Below are 21,625 nucleotides of genomic sequence, written 5' to 3' on the forward strand. Positions count from 1 at the left end.
TCGCCGCCGAACTCAACGGACGGCCTCGCAAGACCCTCGACTACCGCACGCCAGCCGAGGCATTTGAACAGCTACTGTCGGACCCGACACAACCACCCGTTGCAACGACCCCTTGAAACCGCCATGGGGTCCCGGACACTTCTGCGGCGTCGCTGTCGGCTAGCCAGTCAGCACAGATCCAGCCCGCCAACGGGGGGGGTGATGTCTACAGTCGAGCCATGAACGGAGCTGACCTGTTCCTGCCGATCCTGATCGCGGGCATGGTGATCGGAACGGCCCTTCTCGTGGTTGCCGTGGTCAAGACCGTACGGCACCACGGGTGGGGGCAGCAGCGGTGGGCTCCCTCCGCCGTCCCGTGGTTCGTGGCTGGGTTTATCGTCCTGGTGGCGGGGCTCGTGGCCGCGTTCACCGTCGCGAACGGTGCGTGAGGCAGTGCGGACACGGCGAGACGTTCCGGTACCCGTCGCGACACGCGCCGCACTCGGAGCAGGCGCAGCCGTGCTCACGGTGCTCGCCGTCGTCGTCCTGGTTGAAGACGCCCGTGATTGGCCCTGCGCTCTCCTGTTCGTGGGCGTTGCTGCACTCATCGCTGTCCGCGGGGTCTCGGCCGGCATCGACCTCCAGGAGGACGAGCTGGTGCTCCGCGACTACCTGCTCACCACTCGGATCCGACGAGCGCAGGTCGTCAGTGTCGAGCGGTTCCCGGCGATCGACTGGCGCAGCGTCGGAGGAGTACCGCGAGAGACGCTGATGTGGGCGTTCGTCCGCCGCGCCGCCATGATCACCGCCCCCACAGACCGTGACCGAGCCCACGCCCGATCGATCATCGAGAACTGGCTCCACGGCGGTGAAGAGCACCAGCACCCATCGAGCGACGAAGCAACGTCGTAGAAGCGCAGCTTTGGTAAGCCGTCGAAGAAGCGTCCGATCGCCGATCCTCTGCCGGACGCCGTCGTACGCTGTCCTGGTGGTGAGCGTGATCATCCTCGTGATGGCTGAGTACATGGTCGACGATTCCCCGCTGTGGTACCGCGGATCGCGGTCGAGTGAACACTCCGGCGCCGCGGAAGCCACGAGCCTCGGACTGAGCACGTCCCTCCGGCGCGACCTGCAGGCGTGGAACGACGTCTTCGAGCAGGCGTGGGACGCCGTCTTTGACGACCGTGACGAGTCCCGCCCTGTCCCGTCGCCTTCGGTGTCCCCTGAGGTGTTGGCCGCCCACAGGGTCGAGGCATTCACCCTCGCGAGCCGCGTCCAGCTCGAGCTCGGTGACGACACGCACGTCTGGTGCGGCGCAGGCGAAGGCATCGACATGTTGACCGAGTCGGGGACGGCCGTGGTACTGCCGAGCAGACGACCAGGGACAGAGGTCGAGTTCTTGCATGACGGGAAGCGCGACGTCAGATCGGCGCGTGCTGCGGGCGCCCGTGAGGGAACAGCCAAAGCACTCGTTCACTGGCGTTCCCTCACCGAACGAGTCGGGACGCCGTTCGGCGACGCTGAGACCCGCGTCCTCGGACTTGAAACTGCCGGGCGCTTGCAGAGCGATGTCGGGCCGCACGCCCAGGTCATCTTCTACGCCGGCGCGTCAGCGCCGTACCACCCCGACCAATTCGACTGAGATCGTCACTGTCCGTAAGCCGGTCGTTCAGCGAGACGGAGCGTCGCCTGTCTCCGTCCGCGTAACTTCGGCGCTCCCCCTGTCTCAGATAGCTGGTCCGAAATAGATTCCGGCAAGGTGCCCTATGCGAGACCGTGTCCTGCAATGAAACTTGAGCTTCAGGGCCGAGGAGGTCACGCCCGTGGGCGCGACCGTCACCACGACCACGACCACGACCACGACCACGACCACGACCACGACCACCGCTATACCTGTTCCGCTCGTTGCCTGCTCAATGCGGAGGTGACGTTGTCCAAGTCGTCAGGGAACAGCGCCGCGTAAGTGTCGAGAGTCACCTTCGCCGACTTGTGGCCCAGCATCCGTTGGATGACTTTAACGTTGGCGCCGGCGCTGATCGCGAGTGATGCAGCGGTGTGCCGGAGGTCATGTGGTGTGACTCGGCGGAAGCTTGCGTCGGCCGCCATCGACCGTTGGACTGCCTTCGCGAACCACCCCTGACGGGAGTGCCCCGGCCGGAGAAAGCCTCCAACCGGTGACGACCAGAGGCGATCGTCGGGGTGCTTGTTCCGACAAGCCGCGGCAACAGCCGAGTCGAGGAAGTCGGGATACGCAACGGACCGTCGCTCATGTGACTTCACGCTGCCCAGTACGTGCTGGCCGTTTACCTCAGTCACGCCCTCTCGGATGTTGAGACGCCGCCGGCCAAGGTCGACATTGCGAACTCGTAGGGCCGTCGCTTCGCCCCATCGCAGGCCGGTGTAAGCGAGTATCCGAACAAGATCGCCGTACCTGGCCTCAGAGGCGAGCGCCTCAACTTGCCGGTGGGTCAGGAACACCTCGTCAGCAATCGGCTTTTTCCTCACAGCGAGTCCGCGCGCAGGGTTCTTCACTACGCGGTTTTCCTCGACCGCCTCATCGAAGATGCCAGCAAGGAGATCGCGGGCCCTAGCTACGGAGGTGTGCGAGAGCGATTCTCCGAGCTCGTTCAACCAGGCCTGAACATCCCGCCTAGTGACGCGCCCAACGGCGTAATCACCCCACTTTGGTTCGACGTGCACGCGCCAGCAGCTCTCAACGGAGTGAAAGCTGCTTTGCGTGAGCTTGAATCGGTGCATATCGAGCCAGCTCGCACCAAGCTCGCCGATCGTTGCTCGCGCATCCGTCGGGTCGACGTAGGAACCCCGCAACTTCGACACTTCAATAGTGTGGAGATAGTTCAGGGCTTCGGTCTTGCGGCGGAAGCCGCGATCGTGACCGCGCGTCCCGTCAGGCTTTGTGTACCAAACCTCGTAGAGCCTGCCTCGGGTCTTTGTCTCGTAAGACTTGACTGTTCCCATGGCTCAGCGCAGCTCGTCGGCGGTGCTGGAGTACTCCTGCTCGAGAAGCCACGCTTCGACGGCTTCCTGCCGGTAAAGCGGAAACCGCCCGACGCGAACGAACCGCGGGCCCGCCCCGGTGAGGCGCCATTGCCGTAAGTTGCGGGTTGTCACGTGAAGCCGAGCGGCAAGGGCGTCCGGCGTGAGCAGTTCACGGGGCTGCGCGAGCGGGGCGGGAGAAGACGGAGACATGGGTGTTCCTCGAAAGTCGATGCTTTCGAGGAGGCCGTGATAGCCGAACCTGTTAACGGTTGCTTGGCGTACCCACTCGTCGAGCCGTCGCTGGCTCTGGTCCCTTTCATGTCATCCGGACCTGCGGCCAGCTTAGGGCACAAAACCAAGAGCAAAGCAACTTTCTTCTACCCTGGCGCTGGAAGTTGGTCAGCCGGGAGCGCAGCCCGGAGGGCTCTCGCCAAGCGCCCCGGGCACGAGTGCGTGCCCTGACACCCCTATTTGGGATCGATTCGTCAATCATTATCCCGGACCTACGCTTGGGTAAGCAGTCCTGTCGGCGACGTTTGGCCTCTCACGCGCCCATAGGGCGCGCTCGTGATGCCACCCCGGCAGGGGTGGATCCCAGCCGGTGTCCGAGGGGGAGCAACGCGGAGGATCGGCACCGGCGCAAGGCACCCGAGAACGCCCCCGATGGGGCGTTGGAGGGCAAGGAGCGCAGCGACGCAGTAAGGGCCCCAAGGAGCGCCGGCGACGAGGGGTGAGGGCCACCGGAGACCGAGCGCAGAGAGAGGCTCAGGGGTCCCGAAGGAGTGTCGGCTGCGCCGACCACCAACCAAGATTCCGACGAGCGCAGCGAGGATGGAAACGCCGGTTTGTGCCACTCCCCCTTATGCCCTTTTCTTCTCTGCGCCGAGATCGGAGCTTCAGCGACGAATCGAGGTCACAACTGTTGTTGTGATCAGGGGAAACGGATGGTGCCACACCATCTGGTACCAGACCGGAATCCGGAGGACGCGAAGCGCGGGCTGGTACCAGGACCATCCGTAGCCCCTGGAAAGTCGGGGATCGACCGGTACCACCACTGAGCGCCTGTTGGCACAGTGGTACCGGTCTGGTCGCGCAGCGGCCGCGGGGGTGGTGGAGCCTGCGGAACCAGCCTCCTTCCTCCCCGACGCCGACGCGGGCACGCGGCGGCCATTGGTCTCGCATCAGCGCAGGTCGCAGCATCGCGGAGACCTCTCCTGCGGGTCTGTTGCAGCGGCGCAGCCGCATCGCGGCGACCGAGGGACGAGCGTCGTCGCAGGCCTTCCGCGCCGTCCCGAAGGGACGCAGTTGCAGGCTCTTCTTTCGCTCCATCAGGGAGCGGATGCGTCTAACCTCGGCTCCATTTGCACGCTCCGGCCGCGACAGGCGGGCGCCCGAGGAACGCACGTCCCTGCGGCTCTTCGTCTCGATCTTCCACTGACCAATAGACGGACTCTTCCGACCAGGAGATGGCCCGATCTGTCCGCCGCTTGGCCCGGAGGTGGCCACGGCCTGGTCAGCGCGGCAGCTTCGCAGCGCGAACGAAGCCCTCGCCCTACGAATTCGACGTGCGACGCGCTGCGTGACCAGCCGGTGGCCCCCCACGGTCAGCCCTGGGCCCGCTTGGCCCCCGCACTGGCCAGAAGGTCCCTGAACGGCGGCTTCGCTCCTCCTTCGACGGGCCGGATGGCCGCGCGGTGGTCCGAGCGTGGTCACACCGAGGCGATCGATGGCCCTGGCGGCTACGCATCCGATGCTCGCGTCTTCGTCTAAGCGAAGCAGCCGTCCCTTTAGCAACACGAGGCGCAGGCAGGCGACATCGGCGCGATCGCCCCTGGGCTAGGTGGCAGCTGAGGAGTCGAGCGACCCCTCGATCACTCGTAGTTCGGCCCGGGGCCGAGTTTGACCGCAAAGCTTCAAGTCCTGGTTGAAGTCTCTTTTTGCTGGTAAACGAGCAGAAGCGACCGAAGGACTCGACTCGGAGGTTGCGCGTGCCTCAACGTCAAGGCAGATTCAATCGCATGGTCAATCCCCACAGGCGAGTCGTGAGCGTCTCAGTTAGCCCATGAAGCCGCAGAACCCCGATTCAGCATCCGAGCCCCTCGCTGCGCCAAATATGTTTGATGCCCTCCTCGCGGAAGAAACCGCGCACCTGATCGCCGATCGCTTTGCAGCAGGCCCCGACAGGGGCCGGCATGGATGGTCCGAGCTAAATCAGCGGGAAAAGGAAAACCTCGTCGGCTGGGTTCTTGTGGTGCGCCGTACACTGCCTGAGGCGTGGGAGAGAGCTCTGGCTCGCCTGGAGGCCAGATCATGACTCGCCTCGTAGCGCGACCGGATTTCTGGTGGCCGGAAATACTGACGCCTCCTCCCGCAACTTGGGCATACCTGATGGAAGAGCTTACGCAGGGGCCTGCGGGCGACGAGTGGGCCATGGCCGCCGCCCAGTTCATTGCCGCGCACCGGAGTCGGGAGGGACGCGGACCAACGTTTCGGGAGGTCTTCGAGCACCTATTGCCGGACTTCGAAGGCTTACCAGGGCCCTTCCCAAACCACCTCACCGAGGATCAGCGAGCATTTTGCACGAACAGCTTCCGCATGTGTGCGATGCACGTATGGCGTCGCACCGGGCTCTTTGCCTGGCGCAAGGGCGAGTACCGGAGCCTTCATGTGCTCTGGAGGTTCAGTGCGGAGCGTCACCTTCGCAAGAGCTTGCAGTGATCGGTCTCCGCCCTCACCCCGAGAGGCGCGTGGCATGACTGCCTGGACTGACGACCCGATCCTGCGCCGCTTGGTCGCAGAACTGGCGACTAATGCCGCTGACGTGTCAGACGCAGTTCGGCGTGTGCTCGAACACATCGATCGCACTCGTCGCTTCGAAGAGAGCGAGGCTCGTTCCCAAGAGGCGATTGCGCTTGCTGATGCTGCGCTCGGCGCGGGAGGCCGTGCCGTCCGAAACACGGTCGTTCGAGAGGTAGGCAAACGGGTCGCGGACGGTCGCATGACCGGCGAGGAGGCTGCCACGATCATCCGCGCGCTCACTACTGCTGATAGCGCCTCAGCGAATCCTTCGGCCGCGATCCTCGACGAACGAGTCGGCCCCTTCTACGACACCGCGGGAGTGCTCGCTCTGCTGGGTATCGACTGCGAAGCTCTCGAGGTGCTGGTCGCAGACCGCGACGTACTGGTCGTCGATTCTGCGGACCACTTCCACCTCTTTCCTTCGTTCCAATTCGATGAGCAAGCTCAGCTCATACCTCGACTTCGGGACATCCTGGCCAGCCTTGATCCGGCAGGTGACGATCTTTGGGGCGACGCCGTCTGGCTCAACTCGCCAGACCAAGATCTCGGTGGCCTCAGTCCAGCAGCATCGCTACGAACCGGTCGACACGACACCGTGCTCCGCCTCGCAGAGCAAGCGAGTGCGTTCCGGTTGGGCTAGTCAGTCAACGTCGAGCTGGACGGTACCTGCATGTGTAACTGCTCGATCGGCCATGTACCTGCGTGCCAGATACACTGAATCCCGCTGCTGATCGGGGATTTCCTCTCGTGTAACTGGTGGACCTGATGCGGGGGATAAATCGCTTACAGGAGGCAAATGGAGCCCTCGGCATCAACTCGGTGAACAATTTTTACCCCACGAACAGTTTTCAAGAAGGGACCAGGTACGAGCAGGTACGCCCTCTCAGTTGCTCGCGACGGCGCCGATCGGGGCGTACCTAATGGTGTACCTGCACTCTGATTCCAGTAGGTACCATCAGTTACACGGCCCGAATCTGGTCCTCAAGCACATTGCCCTCACGCGAACGGATCCGCCGCAAGCAGAATGGCCAGTCCTCGTGGCACTCGCATGCTCGTCCTGGCTGGAGCCTGCAGCCCGCATGGGGGCTCGCCGTAAGCGTCCCCGATTTGACTGGGTAGACATCATGGGGACGGACGACACCGGCGCCGGCGCATCCGCGAAGCGGGAATACGACCGCCGGCGGGCACGCGACGAGGCGAAGATCCGCGAGACCTGGGGCGGCGGCCGCATCGGCACGATCGCCGTCGCGCTCTCCGGTGAACGCCAGAGGACCGTCGCGTGGAAGTACGGCGCCGCCGGCGAGGCCGAGGTCGGCCGAGCACTCGACGCGATCGCCGACGAACACATCGTCGTGCTCCACGACCGTCCCAGCCCACGCTCCCGCGCGAGCATCGACCACATCGTTGTCACCCGCGCCGGCGTCGGGGTCGTCGACGCGAAGCGCTACCGCAACAAGCGGCCGCGCCTGCAGGTCGAGGGTGAGCTGTTCCGTTCCCGCACCGAGAAACTCGTTATCGGCGGCGACCGCACCAAGCTCGTCGACAGCATGCTCCACCAGATGGCGCTCGTCCAGGACGTCGTCGGCCCAGTCTCCGTGCACGGCGCGCTCTGCTTCGTCGACGCCGACTGGCCGCTCTTCGGCGGCTCGTTCACTGTCCGCGGCATCGACGTCCGCTGGCCGAAGCGGCTCTCCACGCTCGAAGGGACGGTCGACGTCACCGCGGTCGCTGAGGCGTTCGCTGCGCACTTCCCGCCGGCCTGAGCTACGCGGTCCGCACGTTCGTCTTGGCGACAACGCTGCGGGTATCGTCGCTTTGCTCGAATAACTGACATCATCGACGCAGATCCTGCGCCGCAGGGGCATCACCCCGCACACGGTGCTGCCGGTCGCCAGCGCCCTCGCCGCCGACACGACGCACTACTTCGCGCTGCTCACGGCCTACCGGACCAGCGACACGGCGCCGATCGTCACCGACTTGGCGCTCTGCGTCGAGACGGCCGCGCGCGAGGCCCGCGGCACCGCGCGCGGGTTCTCCCGGTACGAGGCTGCGTGGCGGCAGCAGGCCGCCCCGCGCGCCGGCAGCGCCGCCGATCGCATCCTGCCGGTCCTGCTGTCGCTGCCCGTGATCACGGTCGAGCAGCTCGTCGACGCGCTCGGCAATGTTCTCGAGCGCAGCGTCTACCGCGGCGTGCAGGTCCTCGAAGAGGCTCGTGTCGTCGAAGCCGTCACCGAGCGGGTCCGCGGCAGCGCCTACGCCGCGATGGACGTCCTTGACGAGTTCGAGGACCTCGACACCCGCATCCGCGAGCGGATCACGAGGCTCCGCGCAGCGTGAGGTGCTGCTCCACGGGCGTCGACTTCTGGCGGTTCAGGGTCACGGACTTCCGGGGCTTCACGCCGCGTTGACGCCCCGGTACGTTCATGGCGAGCTACTGACGAACGGATGCCAATGCCTCGCCCTCTCGCCGCGGACCGACCGCTGGCCGCGTTTCGCTGCGGCGGCTGCGGAATCCAGTACCCGACGCACCTGCGGAACCGGAAGTACTGCACAAACGAGTGCCGTCTGCTCTACCTGGGCGCACGCACCGGGCGCTGCTACGGATGCCACGCCCAGATCGCGATGAACCTCGACGAGCGCTTCGTCGCGCACGTGACGGGCGAATGGGAAGCGCTCTCGACCGCGTTCGCAGCTGAGCACGAGGACTGCCGCCGCAAGGTCATCGATGAGTCCAGACGCCCAGTCGGGTGTGGCCGCTCGCGGTGCAGCCGGGAACGAGGCGATGCCCTGCCACGAATGCGCTCCGCTCCTACGTCGAAGACCCGCGAGCTGTCACCGGAGTTCGCGAGGAACCGGCCGATCGTCCTCGAGCGCGACAACTGGGTATGCCAGATCTGCGAGATCCCCATCGACCGCAACGCGCGACCGTTCGAGGACCTCGCGCCGGCAATCGACCACATCGTCCGCGTGACCGAGGGCGGAGGCGACGAGCTGGACAACCTTCGCGCAACGCATCGCTGGTGCAACGGCCGGCGCGAGCACTACCTTTTCGGTGATGACGACCTCGTCGCTGAGACGGCCCGAGCGCGCTTCGCGAGTGCTCTCGAGAGCCCGCACGCCACCCAACGACGAGACGAGCGATGAGTCCACCAAACGGTTTCGATGGTTCTCGCTGGTTCAGCGACCTCTCGAGAATCGGCGCACGATTCGGCAACATCATGCCGGAATACACCTTCGATCTGCCGCCCGGTATCCTCACGAACCCTCCGTGGCGCACGCCGAAAACGGACTGGGCGACCACGATCACGAGCTCGTCGATCGCGCAGGATCTGATCCGTAACGTCACGACGACCTTCTCCAGCCTCATCGTCCCAGGACTGACGTCAAGCACTCTCGGCTCAATTCTGGCGAATCTGCCGTCGTGGGAGGACATGGCACGGGGCATTCACCCCGTGAACATCCTCGATGCCGAGGCAGAGCTCACCATCGCCGAGATGAAGTCCTGGATGCTCGAAGAAGGGCTGCCGATTGCGTGGGTGCCTCGCGCGACGACGATCGACGCGCTGCACGCCGCCGGCTCGGCCTCCGCTTAGCGCGTCATCTTCGGTCGACGCTGGAAGACGACCTTGAGCGACTGCGAGGCTGTGCTGCAGAAAGTGGCCTCGTCGGAGGTTGCACCGTGCGCCACGCTCGCGCAGAAGGCTATCGCAGGCATCCGTGAAGGTCATCATGAGCTCGCTCAGGCGTTCGTGGCGAACACTCTGGACACGACAACGCGTCGCTGGATGTCGACGAGTCTGCGCGCGGAGGTGACCTCACACTCGCCGAACACACGCAAGGACCCGGACACGTATACGTCGCGTCAGTTCTTCGCGTTCGCGCAACTCCAGGGCATCTACCGGCCGTACTTCCCCGACCGCGGCGACCCGATCCCGGCGACATTCAACCGTCATGCGGCAGCGCACGGGGTCTCCCGCAGGCAGTACTCCCGCATCAATTCGGGGATCGGAGCAGCGCACTTGACCAGTTGGCTCTGGTTCGTCGACACGGGCTTGAGCCGGCGCTCCTAACCGGTCGCATCGGTACCACCTTCAAGATGGAGACCGAAGCTAGCGCCGCGGTCCAACTAAGCTACGTCGCACCCTTGCTTGCACGTATACCTCAGTGCCACGGGCGACAACGGCTGCAAGCCTGTGGTTCTGGGGTCCTCCGCGAGCCGTCACCACACACCTGCGCGCAGATCTAGAGCTTGCGCAGCGCGAAGTCGTCATCTCAATCTCACTCAGGACCGGAGTGAAGGTGCTGAGCGTTGGCCCGGGCTGAACGCGTCGGGCCGACACTGGCGTGAGTTTGGGGGCGATTTCGGCTGTGCAGCACGGGACGTCCCGCGCAAGATCTGCACCAAAGACGCACCACGGGCACGGCTAGAAACAAGAAAACCCCCGCCTGAACGGGGGTTTTCTGTGGCGGTACCGGTGGGATTTGAACCCACGGTGGAGTTGCCCCCACACATGTTTTCGAGACATGATCCTTCGGCCGCTCGGACACGGTACCGGGAAAGATCCTACACGATCCGGGAGGGCCGTTCGACCACCGCACGTCGCCTCCCCTCCACAGGCGGTCCGGTCGAGATCCGCGCTCACCGACCCGGCGCAACAGGGTCACCGACGAGGCAGCCCGCGTACGGTCTCCGGCATGAGAACCCGCACCCTCGTCGCACTGCTCACGTCCGTCATCGGTGGCCTGGCCGTCGTCGGCGGCGGGGCGTTCGGCGCCAGGGCCGGGATCCGCGGGCAACGAGCGGCCTCGCAGCGCGTGGTCGACATGCTGCCCGTGCACGCCGACTGGTGGCGGGAGCGCCTGCAGCACGAGGGGCAGCTGACCTACCTGGCGATCGGCGACTCCGCGGCACAGGGGGTCGGCGCCACCGCCCCCGGTCGCGGGTACGTCGGGCTCCTCGCACGGCGCATCCGCCACCGGTCGCGCATGTCGGTCCGCGTGGTGAACCTCAGCGTCTCGGGATCGACGACGTGGGGCGCGAAGCAGGACCAGCTCCCGAAGCTCCGCAACTACACGCCGGACGTGTGCACGGTGTCGATCGGGGCGAACGACATCGCCGACTTCCACCCGGACAAGTTCGAGCGCAACATCCGCGCGATCTACGGGGCCGTGCCGTCGCACGCGATCGTCGCCGAGCTGCCGTGCATGTTCGTGCCGGACCGGGAGCGCAAGGTCGCGGTCGCCAACGAGATCGTGCACCGCGTCGCGGGTGAGTTCGGGCTGACGGTGGCCCCCCTGCACGTCATCACGAAGCGCGTCGGGCTGCGCCGGACGTTCTTCAACAGCTACGGCGACCTGTTCCACCCGAACGACCGGGGGTACGAGATCTGGGCGAGCGCCTTCGAGCCGGCGGTCGACGCGCGGGTCGACACGGTGGCTGCGATCCGTCACTACCTGTCCGCTCGCGAGGCCGAGGACCTCGGCAGCGAGGCCGGCGCCGTCGCGAGCGCACGGGCGGAGCAGGACAACGAGCACGCGGAGGAGCTCGAGCACGGCGAGCGTCCGGGTCGGGTCGAGCGCCTGCGCCAGCGCGTGACCGGCGCGATCCCGCTGCCCGTGCGGAGCGGCGAGCCCGAGCACGACCACGACCACGACGACGACGACGAGCACGACGACCAGCAGCCGCACGCGAACAAGCACGTGCAGGCGCAGGGCGCTCCAGCACCCGACACCGACGAACCCGGCAACGGCACCGGCACCGGCACCGGACACGACCGACCGCACGCCCCCGCACACCGCGCAGAGCCGGACGGACAGCACGGTGGTGTCGGCGGAGCGGCATAGCCTCGATCTATGGCGCGCACCCAGTCCCTCTACCGCTGCACGGAGTGCGGGTGGACCAGCATCAAGTGGGTCGGCCGCTGCGGCGAGTGCCAGGCGTGGGGCACCGTCGAGGACACGACCGCCGCATCGGCGAGCTCGCGCGGCACCGCTCCGGTCGCCGTCGCTGGCACCCGCGTGGCCCGCCCCATCACCGAGGCACGCGGCACCGCGGTGCAGCGGTGGAACACCGGCATCGGTGAGTTCGACCGCGTGCTCGGCGGCGGGATCGTCCCCGGGGCCGCCGTGCTGCTCTCCGGTGAGCCGGGTGTCGGCAAGTCGACGCTGCTGCTCGAGGTCGCCTCACGCGCCGCGGCGACGGGCAAGCGCGTCCTCTACGTCAGCGCCGAGGAGTCCGTCGACCAGGTCCGGCTCCGTGCCGAGCGCACAAACGCCATGCACGACCAGCTCTACCTGGCGAGCGAGGTCGATCTCGGTGTCATCCTCGGCCAGATCGACCAGGTGCAGCCCGACCTCGTGATCGCCGACTCCGTGCAGACGATCTCGTCGAGCACGATCGACGGCATCGCGGGCGGCACGTCGCAGGTGCGCGAGGTCGCTTCGACCCTGATCCGCGTCGCGAAGGAGCGAGGCCTCCCCGTCCTGATCGTCGGGCACGTCACCAAGGACGGCACGATCGCCGGACCGCGACTGCTCGAACACCTCGTCGACGTGGTCTGCCACTTCGAGGGCGACCGGCAGACGGCCCTGCGCTTCGTCCGCGCGCTGAAGAACCGGTTCGGCCCGACGGACGAGGTCGGTTGCTTCGACATGGCCGGCGACGGCATCCACGAGGTCCCCGACCCCAGCGGGCTCTTCATGTCGCGGAACGGCACGCCCGTGTCCGGGACCTGCGTGACCGTGGCCCTCGAAGGTCGCCGCGCACTGCCGGTCGAGGTGCAGGCGCTCGTCGTGCCGAGCTCGGCGCCGCAGCCGCGACGGGTCGTGAACGGGGTGGACGCGTCGCGCGTGGCGATGCTGCTCGCGGTCCTCGAACGTCGGGCGGGGCTGAAGCTCTCCGACGCCGACGTCTACGTCTCCACGGTCGGCGGCATGAAGCTCACGGAGCCCGGCGCCGACCTCGCGATCGCGCTGGCCTTGGCGAGCGCCGCCCGTGACCGCCCGTACCCGCACACGCTCGCGGCCGTCGGCGAGATCAGCCTCGCGGGCGAGATCCGCCCGGCGACCGGGGCGAAGCAGCGAGCGAGCGAGGCATCCCGGCTGGGCTTCACCACGGTGCTCGGCGCAGACGCGGAGCACCTGCGCGAAGCGCTGCGCGCCGCGTTCTCGCTGACGCAGTCCGTCCGCGAGCGCGAGCTCGACCGCGCGTTCTGACGGACGCGCGGTCGCCGGTCGGAGGTGACCAGCGCCTCCAGGCCGGAACCCGGAAGCGCAGCAAGCCCAGCAGCCCGGAAGGCAGCCGCGGCCTACGCGCGCAGCGCGGCCAGCAGGTCCGCCGGCGCCGCCTGCATCGTGTGCGGCCCGGCGATGTCGAAGAACACGCCCTCGAGCGAGTCGAGGTGCGCAGCGAGGAACTCCTCGAGCCTGGGCCCGTCGTAGACCATGACCTGCCGGACCTTCTCGTCCGGCACCATCGCGGTGTAGGCGTCCGCCGACGAGAAGAGCAGCAGGATGCGCCTGTTCGAGCCCTCGCGCCCGAACACCCGGACCTGCATGTCCTTCTTCCCGGTCACGAGCCGCGGGACGATCACGATGTCGTTGCGCAGGGCGAACGCGACCGCTGCGACGTCCTGCTTCGCGAGGGCCTCCTCGAGCTGTTCGCTCCGGAAGCGCTGTTCCTTGTCTGCCATCGCCCCTAGTCCACCAGATTCTCGCGCGTCGAGCGACCAGGAAGGCGAACCACCGCTGGCTGGGCGCGAACGGCCGTCTTCAGGCATCGCGACCGGCGATGTCCCGGATCCGCCGTCGATTTCTCCCCAGGACTCTTCCATTGCGGCGCTGGCGCGGTAGGTTGGTCACAACCGCTCCGGCGGGAGTCCATCGTTCTTCCGGTGCTCTGCACCTTCGAGCGCCATCGGTCACTGACCCTCTCAGGTCGCCTGGCCCCGAACCCGTGCCGCCGGCCCATGCCCGCGGAACGCAACGATCCGACGACACTCGTCGGCGGATCGGCGGCAGCAAGTGCCGTCCCGCAAGACAGGCAGCGAACGTTCGCCTGGCAAGAAAGTTAAGGAAACGCCATCATGGCAACTGGCACCGTCAAGTGGTTCAACAACGAAAAGGGCTTCGGCTTCATCGCTCCGGACGACGGCAGCGCTGACGTCTTCGCGCACTTCTCCGCGATCGCTGGCAACGGCTACAAGTCGCTCGAGGAGAACCAGAAGGTGGAGTTCGAGATCACCGAGGGCCGCAAGGGCCCGCAGGCCGAGAACATCTCGGTCATCGGCTGACCTCAGCTGCTCGGAACGGGCTCGTCGTCTTCGGACGGCGGGCCCGTTCGCTGTTCCCGGGGGTCGAGCGGGCGCGCCGCGGGCCGTTCGGCGCACATTGCTAGACAACCTAGCGATGTGACGTACCGTTGACGCATGACTTCCTCGCACCCTGGGCCGGAAGACAGCGCGCAGCCCTTCGACCTGCAGACCTTCATCGACGACTTCCTCACCGGCCTCGACCCCGAGACCGTCGACGAGCACCGGCACTAGCCCCGAACCGCGCTCGGGGCGGACCGGCCCGCGCGTTCTGGATACCCTGCTCCCATGACGCAGGACGCCCGCTGCAGCTCGGTGTGGTGGCGGTTCTCCTGCACCCGGTCGCTCGGCCACGGCGGGTTGCACCGGGACACGACGCCGGGCAGCCTCGCGGAGTGGAACGACGTCGGGTCCGGCGATCAGTTCCGGGGGATCGACGACGTCGCCGACCCGCACCACCGGCGCATGAGTGGCACGGGCCGCTCGGTCAGTTCAGGATGAACTGCGCCGACTCCTTCGACTCCCGGTCCCCCACCCCGACCTGCAGGTGGTAGCTGGCACCCCCACCGGTGACCGACGGCCGCGACGAGTCGCACGTCGTCGTCGACGACCGCGTGCGGTCCCACTCGATCGCCGGCGTCGTGAGCTCCTGGCCCGCCTTGATCGTGACGTCCTGGTTGGTGCCCCCGGTCTGGCAGTCCTTCGACGACCAGTACTGCTCCGCGCCGGAGCTGATGGTGAGCACCTGCTGCGCTGAGCCGAGGTCCATGTGGCAGGCGTCGGAGCCGGTGTTCTTGATCGACATCGCGATCTGCGGGTCCTCGGTGGGCCCGTAGGCGGTCTTGTCGAGCACCGGGGTGAGCTCGATCTGGTCGTCGGAGCAGGCGGCCGCATCTCCGGGAGCGGCGGAGGCGGACGGCGCCCCCGCGCTCGACGACGGTGCCGCAGACGGCGAGGACGACGGAGTCTGCGATGAACCCGCCCCGGTACCGGAAGTCGCACCGGACGACTCCCCTGCGGAGGCAGACGCCCCCGGAGCCGAGGCCGACGACGCCCCGCTCCCCCGGCCGACGACGATCAGGACGACCACGACGACGATGAGCAGCAGCACCCCGAGGACGAGCGCCCGACGGCGCCAGTAGACACGGGACGACTCGGGTCCGACGGGGCGGCGGAACGACGACATGCGCACAGGGTAGGGCGAACCGGACGCCCGCCCGCGGCGCGACGCCGGAGCACGCCTGAAAGCGTCAGAGGATCTTCAGCATGCGGGTGTTGCCGAGGGTGTTCGGCTTGACCCGGGCGAGGTCCAGGAACTCCGCGACCCCCTCGTCCGACGAGCGGACCAGCTCGGCGTACACGTCGGGTGCGACGACCTGCTCGCCGATCTCCAGGTACCCGTGCTTCGCGAAGAAGTCGACCTCGAACGTCAGGCAGAAGATCCGGGCGACCGCGAGCTCGCGGGCGTCGTGCTCGAGGGCCTCGAGCAGCCGGTGCCCCACGCGCTTGTGGATCCAGTCTGCGTCGAGTGCGAGCGTGCGGACCTCGGCGATGTCGTCCCAGAAGACGGCGAGGGCGCCGCAGCCGATCGGCACGCCGTCCGGTCCCTCGGCGATCCGGAACTGCTGGATCGAGCCGTAGAGCGCGACGTTCTCCTTGCCGAGGAGGATGCGCCGGTCGACGTACGGGGCGATGAGCCGCTGGATGTGCGGCACGTCGGACGCCAACGCCGGCCGCACCCGGATGCCGTGCTCGTCGCGCTCGTCGAACGTTGGTGTCCCGCTGCCACTCATCCCGTCGAGCATAGGCCAGCCCGACGAGCACAGCGCAGCCCGACGAGCACAGGCCAGCCCGACGAGCACCGGGCAGGGGGACGCCGCCCTGGACCGCGCCCAGCAGCACCGGCCTACCGTTCACCTCGAACCCGAACAGCACGACGAACGAAGGAGCGAGCATGCCCCAGATCATCGAGACCGTCGACGTCAACGTCCCCGTCCGCCAGGCCTACGACCAGTGGACCCGGTTCGAGGAGTTCCCCACCTTCCTCGACGAGGTCGAGAAGATCGTCCAGGTCGACGACAAGACGACCGACTGGACCGTCAAGGTCGCCGGCCAGGAGCGCGACTTCCGCGCCGTCATCACCGAGCAGCACCCGGACGAGCGCGTCGCGTGGACCGTCAAGGACGGCGACGTCGAGCACGCGGGCGTGGTCACCTTCCACAAGCTGTCCGACAACGAGACCCGCGTCACCGCGCAGATCGACTGGGAGCCGACCGGCCTCCTCGAGAAGCTCGGCTCCGCCGTGGGTGTCGGCGGTCACGCCGTCAAGAAGGACCTGCACAACTACAAGGAGCGCGTCGAGAACGCCCCGACCGACTCCGGCTGGCGCGGTGACGTCCAGGCCTAGGACGTCCAGTACCGACTGACGGACGGGAGGCGCGGTGCCAGCTGGCACCGCGCCTCCCGTCCGTCTTCGGTCACCCCGCTGACGCGCACCCCGCGCTGGCAGAGTGGGGCCATGCAGCTGCTCCGCACCGCCCTCACCGGGACCGCGATCGCCACCGCCGGGAGCGTGGCCCTCGGGGCCGCTGCCGCCCGCCGGCTCCTCCACCCCGCCCCCTTCACCCCTGCGGAGTCGGAGCTGGTCTGGACCCGCGAACAGGACGTCCCGGGCACCGAGCCGGACGGAGTCGCCCGCGTGCACGTCGTCCACGTGCACGGGCAGTCGATCGGCCCGCAGCAGGTCCTCCGCGGCCTGCGGGTGTGGCGTGCCCTCGGCGCCGCGAACCAGGTGGTCGACACGACCGACCTGTCGCTGCGCTCCCTCGACCCGGTCGCCGTCGACCGCATCGCCGCCGCCGCGCACGCCGCTCGTGCCCGCGGCGCCGAGCGGGTCGTGCTGCAGGGCTGGTCCGCCGGTGCCCTCGCGGCGTCGGCTGCGGCTGCTCGGACGCCCGTCGACGGGATCGTCGGGGTGGCACCGCTGCTCGACGTCCGGTCGGCCCTGCGCGGCGCCGTGATCGCGGCTCGCTTCCCGGCGGCCGTCGGCGTCGTCGCCGGCCGCATCGCCACCACACCCGGGCTGAGCCGCCTGGCGGGGGTGCCGTACCCGCTCACCGTCACACGGTGGCAGGACGAGGGCACGCCGACGCTGCTCCTGCACTCCGCAACCGATCCGCTGGTCGCCGCGGACGACGTCGCCGCGCAGCGTGCCCGCGGGGCCACGACGGTCGCCTTCGACGAGGCCCGCCACACGCTCGAGTGGAACGAGGACCCGGAGCGCTGGGAGACGGCCGTCCGCGACTTCGCGACTGCGCTGGACTGAGGCCGCGGGAACGGAAGTGGCCCCGGTCGGGGGAGACCGGGGCCACTGACGTCCGACCCGTTGGGGGGAACCGGTCGGACATCGGGTGCGAGGCGTTGGGGGGAACCCCTCGCTCCGCCAACGGTACCCCCGGTCGAGGGCCACGTCCGCGTGCCGCCGGGAACACGCGCCGAGCGGATCGACACCCCCCACGACGGACGGGAGGCGCGGTGCCAGCTGGCACCGCGCCTCCCGTCCGTCGGCTGGTCGCGTCCTAGGACTCGATCTCGCCCTGCGGGGTCTCCGCGGACTCGACCGCGGCCGCCCCGGCGAGGACCTCTTCGCGACCCGGCTGACGCCCGGTCTCGAACTGGAACTTGCCCTCGGCGAAGTCGACCTTCACGTGGTCGCCGGCGTTGAGCTCACCCTGCAGGATGTGCTCGGACAGCTGGTCCTCGACCTCGTGCTGCATCGCGCGGCGCAGCGGTCGGGCACCGAGGGCCGGGTCGAAGCCGACCTTGATGAGCTGCTCCTTGGCGGGGAGCGTGAGCTCCACCGTCATGTCGCGGTCGAGCAGGCGGTCCGCCAGGCGCTTCACGAACAGGTCCACGATCTGCAGCAGCTCGGACTGCGAGAGCTGCGGGAACACGATCGTGTCGTCGACGCGGTTCAGGAACTCCGGCTTGAAGTGCTTCTTGAGCTCCTCGTTCACCTTCGAGCGCATGCGGTCGTAGCCGACGGCCGAGTCACCCTCGACCTGGAAGCCCACCGGGCCACCGGCGATGCCCTGCGAACCGAGGTTCGTGGTCATGATGATGACGGTGTTCTTGAAGTCGACCACGCGGCCCTGACCGTCGGTCAGGCGACCCTCTTCGAGGACCTGCAGCAGCGAGTTGAAGATGTCCGGGTGGGCCTTCTCGATCTCGTCGAACAGGACCACGGAGAACGGCTTGCGGCGCACCTTCTCGGTGAGCTGGCCGCCCTCCTCGAACCCGACGAACCCGGGAGGGGCACCGAAGAGTCGCGAGACGGTGTGCTTCTCGCCGAACTCCGACATGTCGAGGGAGATCAGCGCGCCCTCGTCGTCGAACAGGAACTCGGCGAGCGCCTTGGCGAGCTCGGTCTTGCCGACGCCCGTGGGGCCGGCGAAGATGAACGAGCCCGAGGGGCGGTTCGGGTCCTTCAGACCGGCGCGGGTGCGGCGGATGGTCTTCGAGAGGGCCGAGATGGCTTCCTCCTGACCGATGACGCGCTCGTGCAGGGCCTTCTCCATGAAGACGAGACGCGAGGTCTCCTCCTCGGTGAGCTTGAAGACCGGGATGCCCGTGGCCTGCGCCAGGACCTCGGCGATGATGCCCTCGTCGACGGTGCCGGACGCGGCGACGTCACCCGCACGCCACTGCTTCTCGAGGCGGAGACGCTCGCCGAGGAGCTTCTTCTCCTCGTCGCGCAGGCTCGCGGCCTTCTCGAAGTCCTGCTCCTCGATGGCGGCTTCCTTCTGCCCGCGGACCGTCGAGATCTTCTCGTCGAACTCGCGGAGCTCCGGCGGCGCCGACAGGATCGACAGGCGGAGGCGTGCGCCGGCCTCGTCGATCAGGTCGATGGCCTTGTCCGGCAGGAAGCGGTCCTGCACGTAGCGGTCCGCCAGGTTCGCCGCGGCGACGATCGCGCCGTCGGTGATGGACACCTTGTGGAACGCCTCGTACTTGTCGCGGAGGCCCTTGAGGATGTTGATCGCGTGGGGCAGCGACGGCTCGTTGACCTGCACCGGCTGGAAGCGACGCTCGAGTGCGGCGTCCTTCTCGAAGTGCTTGCGGTACTCGTCGAGCGTGGTCGCACCGACCGTCTGCAGCTCACCGCGGGCGAGGAGCGGCTTGAGGATCGACGCGGCGTCGATCGCGCCCTCGGCAGCACCGGCACCGACGAGCGTGTGGATCTCGTCGATGAAGACGATGATGTCGCCGCGGGTGCGGATCTCCTTCGTGACCTTCTTGAGGCGCTCCTCGAAGTCACCGCGGTAGCGGGACCCGGCGATGAGCGACCCGAGGTCGAGCGAGTAGAGCTGCTTGTCCTTCAGCGTCTCCGGGACGTCGCCCTTGACGATCGCCTGGGCGAGGCCCTCGACGACCGCGGTCTTGCCGACGCCCGGCTCACCGATCAGGACGGGGTTGTTCTTGGAGCGGCGGGAGAGGATCTGCATGACCCGCTCCATCTCCTTCTCGCGCCCGATGACCGGGTCGAGCTTGCCGTCGCGCGCGGCCTGGGTGAGGTTCCGACCGAACTGGTCGAGGACCTGCGAACCCTGCTGGGCGTTCTGCTGCTGCTCGCCGCCGACGGCGACCGCTTCCTTGCCCTGGTAGCCGGACAGGAGCTGGATGACCTGCTGGCGGACACGGTTGAGGTCCGCGCCGAGCTTCACGAGGACCTGGGCGGCGACGCCCTCGCCCTCGCGGATGAGGCCGAGCAGGATGTGCTCGGTCCCGATGTAGTTGTGACCGAGCTGCAGCGCCTCGCGCAGGGACAGCTCGAGCACCTTCTTGGCGCGCGGCGTGAACGGGATGTGCCCGGTCGGCTGCTGCTGGCCCTGCCCGATGATGTCCTGGACCTGCTCGCGGACGGCATCGAGCGAGATGCCGAGCGACTCCAGCGCCTTGGCGGCGACGCCCTCGCCCTCGTGGATGAGGCCGAGGAGGATGTGCTCGGTGCCGATGTAGTTGTGGTTGAGCATCTTCGCTTCTTCTTGAGCGAGGACGACAACACGACGGGCTCGGTCGGTGAATCTCTCGAACATGTGCTCTCCCTTGCCGGGCTCGTGGGAGCTCGGTGACGTACATCGAGACTAACCAGCGGACCCCCGCAGGGCTGCCCCTGTTCGCCGTGGGCGTGACCTCTCTTCGCCGCGCGGGCAGCGGTCGGTCACGGACGCCGAGCTGCGCGCCCGACGGCCCGTCGGAAGCGGCGGGGTTCGACCCCGATGCGCTCCAGCACGTCGTGCGCTGCTCCCCAGGACGGATCGTCGACACCGTCGCAGAGTGCGAGCAGCACGTGGTGCGGGCGCACCCGTTCGAGCGGGCCGGCGAGTTGCGCTGCCCGCACGGAGCGATCTCGTGCCGGACCGCCGCGATCGTCACGCCGTGCGCGTCCAGGACGGCTCGGAGACGCGGCATGCCGGTGCACAGTGTGACGGCCGCGACGAGGAGGTGTCCGACGTCGAGGGAGTCGGTGGAGTGGGCGGGTACGCTGCGGCCATGGAGCAGCCCGTCGTCGGCCTCGTCGTCCACCCCACCAAGAACGTGCAGGAGTCGATCGCGACCCTGCAGCGGTGGAACGCCTCCGGTCGCGGCCAGCTCGTCGCCCGTCGAGCCGACGCGCAGCGCATCGGTGGGGGCGTCGACGTCATCGGCGACGACGACTTCACCGACCAGGTCGACCTGGTCGTCGCGCTCGGCGGGGACGGCACGATGCTCGGCGCCATGCGGCTCGTCGCCAAGCGTCCGGTCCCGGTGCTCGGCGTGAACTACGGCAACGTCGGCTTCCTCGTCGAGATCGAGCCGCCCGAACTCGAGCACGCGCTCGACCGGCTGTCCGCCGGCGACTACCAGCTCGAACCGCACCACGCGCTCGAGGCCCGGCTGTCCTGGAGCGGCGCCCGCACCGACTACCTGGCCTTCAACGACCTGACCGTGGTGCGACGACCCGGTGCCGGGCAGGTGTCCGCCGACCTCAGCGTCGGCGGGCTCGGCTACGGCTACTACCGTGCGGACGCCATCGTCGCCGCGACGCCCGCCGGCTCCACCGCGTACAACTACGCCGCGGGCGGACCGGTGCTCTCCCCCGCGCTGTCCGGCTCCGTCGTCACGCCGGTCGCACCGATGGCGGGCATCGACCGGTCCGTGGTCCTCGCCGCCCGCGAGCGCTACCGGTTCGACATCGCCGAGGGCACACGGAGCGCCGCGCTCGAGGTCGACGGGCTCGTCGTGGGCGAGGTGGCGACCGGTGCGCAGATCGACGTCCGACTGCGGAAGGACGCCGGGAGCGTGGTGCGGCTCGACGCCGAGCGGCACGGACGCACCGGCCGGGTGAAGCTCAGCCTGCTCGACCTGCCGGTGCGGCCGGACCAGCTCATCGAGCTCATCCCGCACGACCTGCGCCAGAAGCTCGGCCGCGAGCTCGAGGACTAGCGGGGCCCACCGGGCAGCCTCCGGGCAGCTCGGCCCCGGACAGACGAGTGGCC

The 21,625-nt window shown here is 68.1% G+C and carries 22 protein-coding genes, 1 tRNA gene and 1 pseudogene; 18 read left to right on the forward strand and 6 right to left on the reverse strand.

The features are described from left to right. The 4 genes and pseudogenes from H7A69_RS17660 to H7A69_RS10160 all read left to right on the forward strand — a co-directional run. Nucleotides 1-116, forward strand: a pseudogene (locus H7A69_RS17660) (IS30 family transposase); the annotation flags it as partial. 102 nt (nucleotides 117-218) lie between these two features. Next, entirely contained in the window at nucleotides 219-428 is a 210-nt protein-coding gene (locus tag H7A69_RS10150; protein WP_182046916.1) for a hypothetical protein, read from the forward strand. A gap of 70 nt (nucleotides 429-498) precedes the next feature. Further along, nucleotides 499-891, forward strand: coding sequence for a hypothetical protein (locus H7A69_RS10155; RefSeq protein WP_182046917.1), 393 nt, complete (start codon nucleotides 499-501; stop codon nucleotides 889-891). Between the two features lie 79 nt (nucleotides 892-970). Further along, nucleotides 971-1,621, forward strand: coding sequence for a hypothetical protein (locus H7A69_RS10160; RefSeq protein ID WP_182046918.1), 651 nt, complete (start codon nucleotides 971-973; stop codon nucleotides 1,619-1,621). A gap of 245 nt (nucleotides 1,622-1,866) precedes the next feature. Here H7A69_RS10160 and H7A69_RS10165 read toward each other — a convergent pair whose 3' ends face one another. Further along, the gene (locus H7A69_RS10165; RefSeq protein ID WP_182046919.1) at nucleotides 1,867-2,958 is read right to left on the reverse strand and encodes a tyrosine-type recombinase/integrase; all 1,092 of its coding nucleotides are present in this window, start codon (nucleotides 2,956-2,958) and stop codon (nucleotides 1,867-1,869) included. Nucleotides 2,959-5,041: 2,083 nt separating this feature from the next. Between H7A69_RS10165 and H7A69_RS10170 the strand changes: the two genes are divergently transcribed. From H7A69_RS10170 to H7A69_RS10200, 7 genes are all read left to right on the forward strand, one after another. Then, the gene (locus tag H7A69_RS10170; RefSeq protein WP_182046920.1) at nucleotides 5,042-5,293 is read left to right on the forward strand and encodes a hypothetical protein; all 252 of its coding nucleotides are present in this window, start codon (nucleotides 5,042-5,044) and stop codon (nucleotides 5,291-5,293) included. A gap of 438 nt (nucleotides 5,294-5,731) precedes the next feature. Continuing rightward, a complete protein-coding gene (locus tag H7A69_RS10175) occupies nucleotides 5,732-6,418 on the forward strand; it encodes a hypothetical protein (RefSeq protein WP_182046921.1) in 687 nt (228 codons plus the stop codon). 484 nt (nucleotides 6,419-6,902) lie between these two features. Then, nucleotides 6,903-7,541 (forward strand): nuclease-related domain-containing protein, encoded by a 639-nt coding sequence (locus H7A69_RS10180; RefSeq protein ID WP_182046922.1) that lies wholly within the window; start codon nucleotides 6,903-6,905, stop codon nucleotides 7,539-7,541. A gap of 115 nt (nucleotides 7,542-7,656) precedes the next feature. Beyond that, a complete protein-coding gene (locus H7A69_RS10185) occupies nucleotides 7,657-8,115 on the forward strand; it encodes a hypothetical protein (RefSeq protein WP_182046923.1) in 459 nt (152 codons plus the stop codon). A 285-nt stretch (nucleotides 8,116-8,400) separates the two neighbouring features. After that, on the forward strand, nucleotides 8,401-8,922 hold the full coding sequence (locus H7A69_RS10190; protein WP_182046924.1) for an HNH endonuclease: 522 nt from the start codon (nucleotides 8,401-8,403) through the stop codon (nucleotides 8,920-8,922). Further along, nucleotides 8,919-9,371 carry a hypothetical protein gene (locus H7A69_RS10195; RefSeq protein WP_182046925.1) on the forward strand — a complete coding sequence of 151 codons (453 nt, stop codon included), beginning with the start codon at nucleotides 8,919-8,921 and terminating at the stop codon, nucleotides 9,369-9,371. The genes H7A69_RS10190 and H7A69_RS10195 overlap by 4 nt, the downstream gene beginning before the upstream one ends. Nucleotides 9,372-9,404: 33 nt before the next feature. Next, nucleotides 9,405-9,848, forward strand: a complete 444-nt coding sequence (locus tag H7A69_RS10200; protein ID WP_182046926.1) for a hypothetical protein — start codon at nucleotides 9,405-9,407, stop codon at nucleotides 9,846-9,848. A 394-nt stretch (nucleotides 9,849-10,242) separates the two neighbouring features. Here the strand turns inward: H7A69_RS10200 and H7A69_RS10205 are convergent. Continuing rightward, nucleotides 10,243-10,332 (reverse strand) — tRNA-Ser (locus H7A69_RS10205). Between the two features lie 141 nt (nucleotides 10,333-10,473). Here H7A69_RS10205 and H7A69_RS10210 point away from each other — a divergent pair. Both H7A69_RS10210 and radA read left to right on the forward strand, forming a co-directional pair. Further along, entirely contained in the window at nucleotides 10,474-11,622 is a 1,149-nt protein-coding gene (locus tag H7A69_RS10210) for an SGNH/GDSL hydrolase family protein (RefSeq protein ID WP_182046927.1), read from the forward strand. A 9-nt stretch (nucleotides 11,623-11,631) separates the two neighbouring features. Further along, a complete protein-coding gene (gene radA / locus H7A69_RS10215) occupies nucleotides 11,632-12,993 on the forward strand; it encodes a DNA repair protein RadA (protein WP_182046928.1) in 1,362 nt (453 codons plus the stop codon). A 92-nt stretch (nucleotides 12,994-13,085) separates the two neighbouring features. Here the strand turns inward: radA and H7A69_RS10220 are convergent, their stop codons facing one another. Further along, the gene (locus tag H7A69_RS10220; RefSeq protein ID WP_182046929.1) at nucleotides 13,086-13,469 is read right to left on the reverse strand and encodes an SseB family protein; all 384 of its coding nucleotides are present in this window, start codon (nucleotides 13,467-13,469) and stop codon (nucleotides 13,086-13,088) included. A gap of 393 nt (nucleotides 13,470-13,862) precedes the next feature. Here H7A69_RS10220 and H7A69_RS10225 point away from each other — a divergent pair, with 393 nt between their 5' ends. Both H7A69_RS10225 and H7A69_RS10230 read left to right on the forward strand, forming a co-directional pair. Next, nucleotides 13,863-14,069 (forward strand): cold-shock protein, encoded by a 207-nt coding sequence (locus tag H7A69_RS10225; RefSeq protein ID WP_022904520.1) that lies wholly within the window; start codon nucleotides 13,863-13,865, stop codon nucleotides 14,067-14,069. Nucleotides 14,070-14,375: 306 nt separating this feature from the next. Next, nucleotides 14,376-14,588 carry a hypothetical protein gene (locus tag H7A69_RS10230; RefSeq protein ID WP_182046930.1) on the forward strand — a complete coding sequence of 71 codons (213 nt, stop codon included), beginning with the start codon at nucleotides 14,376-14,378 and terminating at the stop codon, nucleotides 14,586-14,588. On the opposite strand, the gene H7A69_RS10235 is transcribed toward H7A69_RS10230, so the two are convergent. Both H7A69_RS10235 and H7A69_RS10240 read right to left on the reverse strand, forming a co-directional pair. Beyond that, nucleotides 14,575-15,273: a hypothetical protein gene (locus H7A69_RS10235; RefSeq protein WP_182046931.1), complete on the reverse strand. Its 699-nt coding sequence runs from the start codon at nucleotides 15,271-15,273 to the stop codon at nucleotides 14,575-14,577. The genes H7A69_RS10230 and H7A69_RS10235 overlap by 14 nt on opposite strands. Nucleotides 15,274-15,337: 64 nt before the next feature. After that, complete coding sequence (locus H7A69_RS10240; RefSeq protein WP_069712045.1) at nucleotides 15,338-15,880, reverse strand: amino-acid N-acetyltransferase; 543 nt, start codon at nucleotides 15,878-15,880, stop codon at nucleotides 15,338-15,340. A gap of 161 nt (nucleotides 15,881-16,041) precedes the next feature. On the opposite strand from H7A69_RS10240, the gene H7A69_RS10245 reads away from it, so the two are divergent. Both H7A69_RS10245 and H7A69_RS10250 read left to right on the forward strand, forming a co-directional pair. After that, nucleotides 16,042-16,494: an SRPBCC family protein gene (locus H7A69_RS10245; protein WP_069711842.1), complete on the forward strand. Its 453-nt coding sequence runs from the start codon at nucleotides 16,042-16,044 to the stop codon at nucleotides 16,492-16,494. A gap of 111 nt (nucleotides 16,495-16,605) precedes the next feature. Further along, nucleotides 16,606-17,412, forward strand: coding sequence for a hypothetical protein (locus H7A69_RS10250; protein ID WP_182046932.1), 807 nt, complete (start codon nucleotides 16,606-16,608; stop codon nucleotides 17,410-17,412). A 253-nt stretch (nucleotides 17,413-17,665) separates the two neighbouring features. Here H7A69_RS10250 and H7A69_RS10255 read toward each other — a convergent pair whose 3' ends face one another. Beyond that, nucleotides 17,666-20,182, reverse strand: coding sequence for an ATP-dependent Clp protease ATP-binding subunit (locus H7A69_RS10255; RefSeq protein WP_069711840.1), 2,517 nt, complete (start codon nucleotides 20,180-20,182; stop codon nucleotides 17,666-17,668). A 457-nt stretch (nucleotides 20,183-20,639) separates the two neighbouring features. Here H7A69_RS10255 and H7A69_RS10260 point away from each other — a divergent pair, with 457 nt between their 5' ends. Further along, nucleotides 20,640-21,572 (forward strand): NAD(+)/NADH kinase, encoded by a 933-nt coding sequence (locus H7A69_RS10260; protein ID WP_069711838.1) that lies wholly within the window; start codon nucleotides 20,640-20,642, stop codon nucleotides 21,570-21,572. Nucleotides 21,573-21,625 lie beyond the last annotated feature (53 nt).

The organism is Curtobacterium sp. ME26, from assembly GCF_903970945.1.
Classification (GTDB): Bacteria; Actinomycetota; Actinomycetes; order Actinomycetales; family Microbacteriaceae; genus Curtobacterium; species Curtobacterium citri.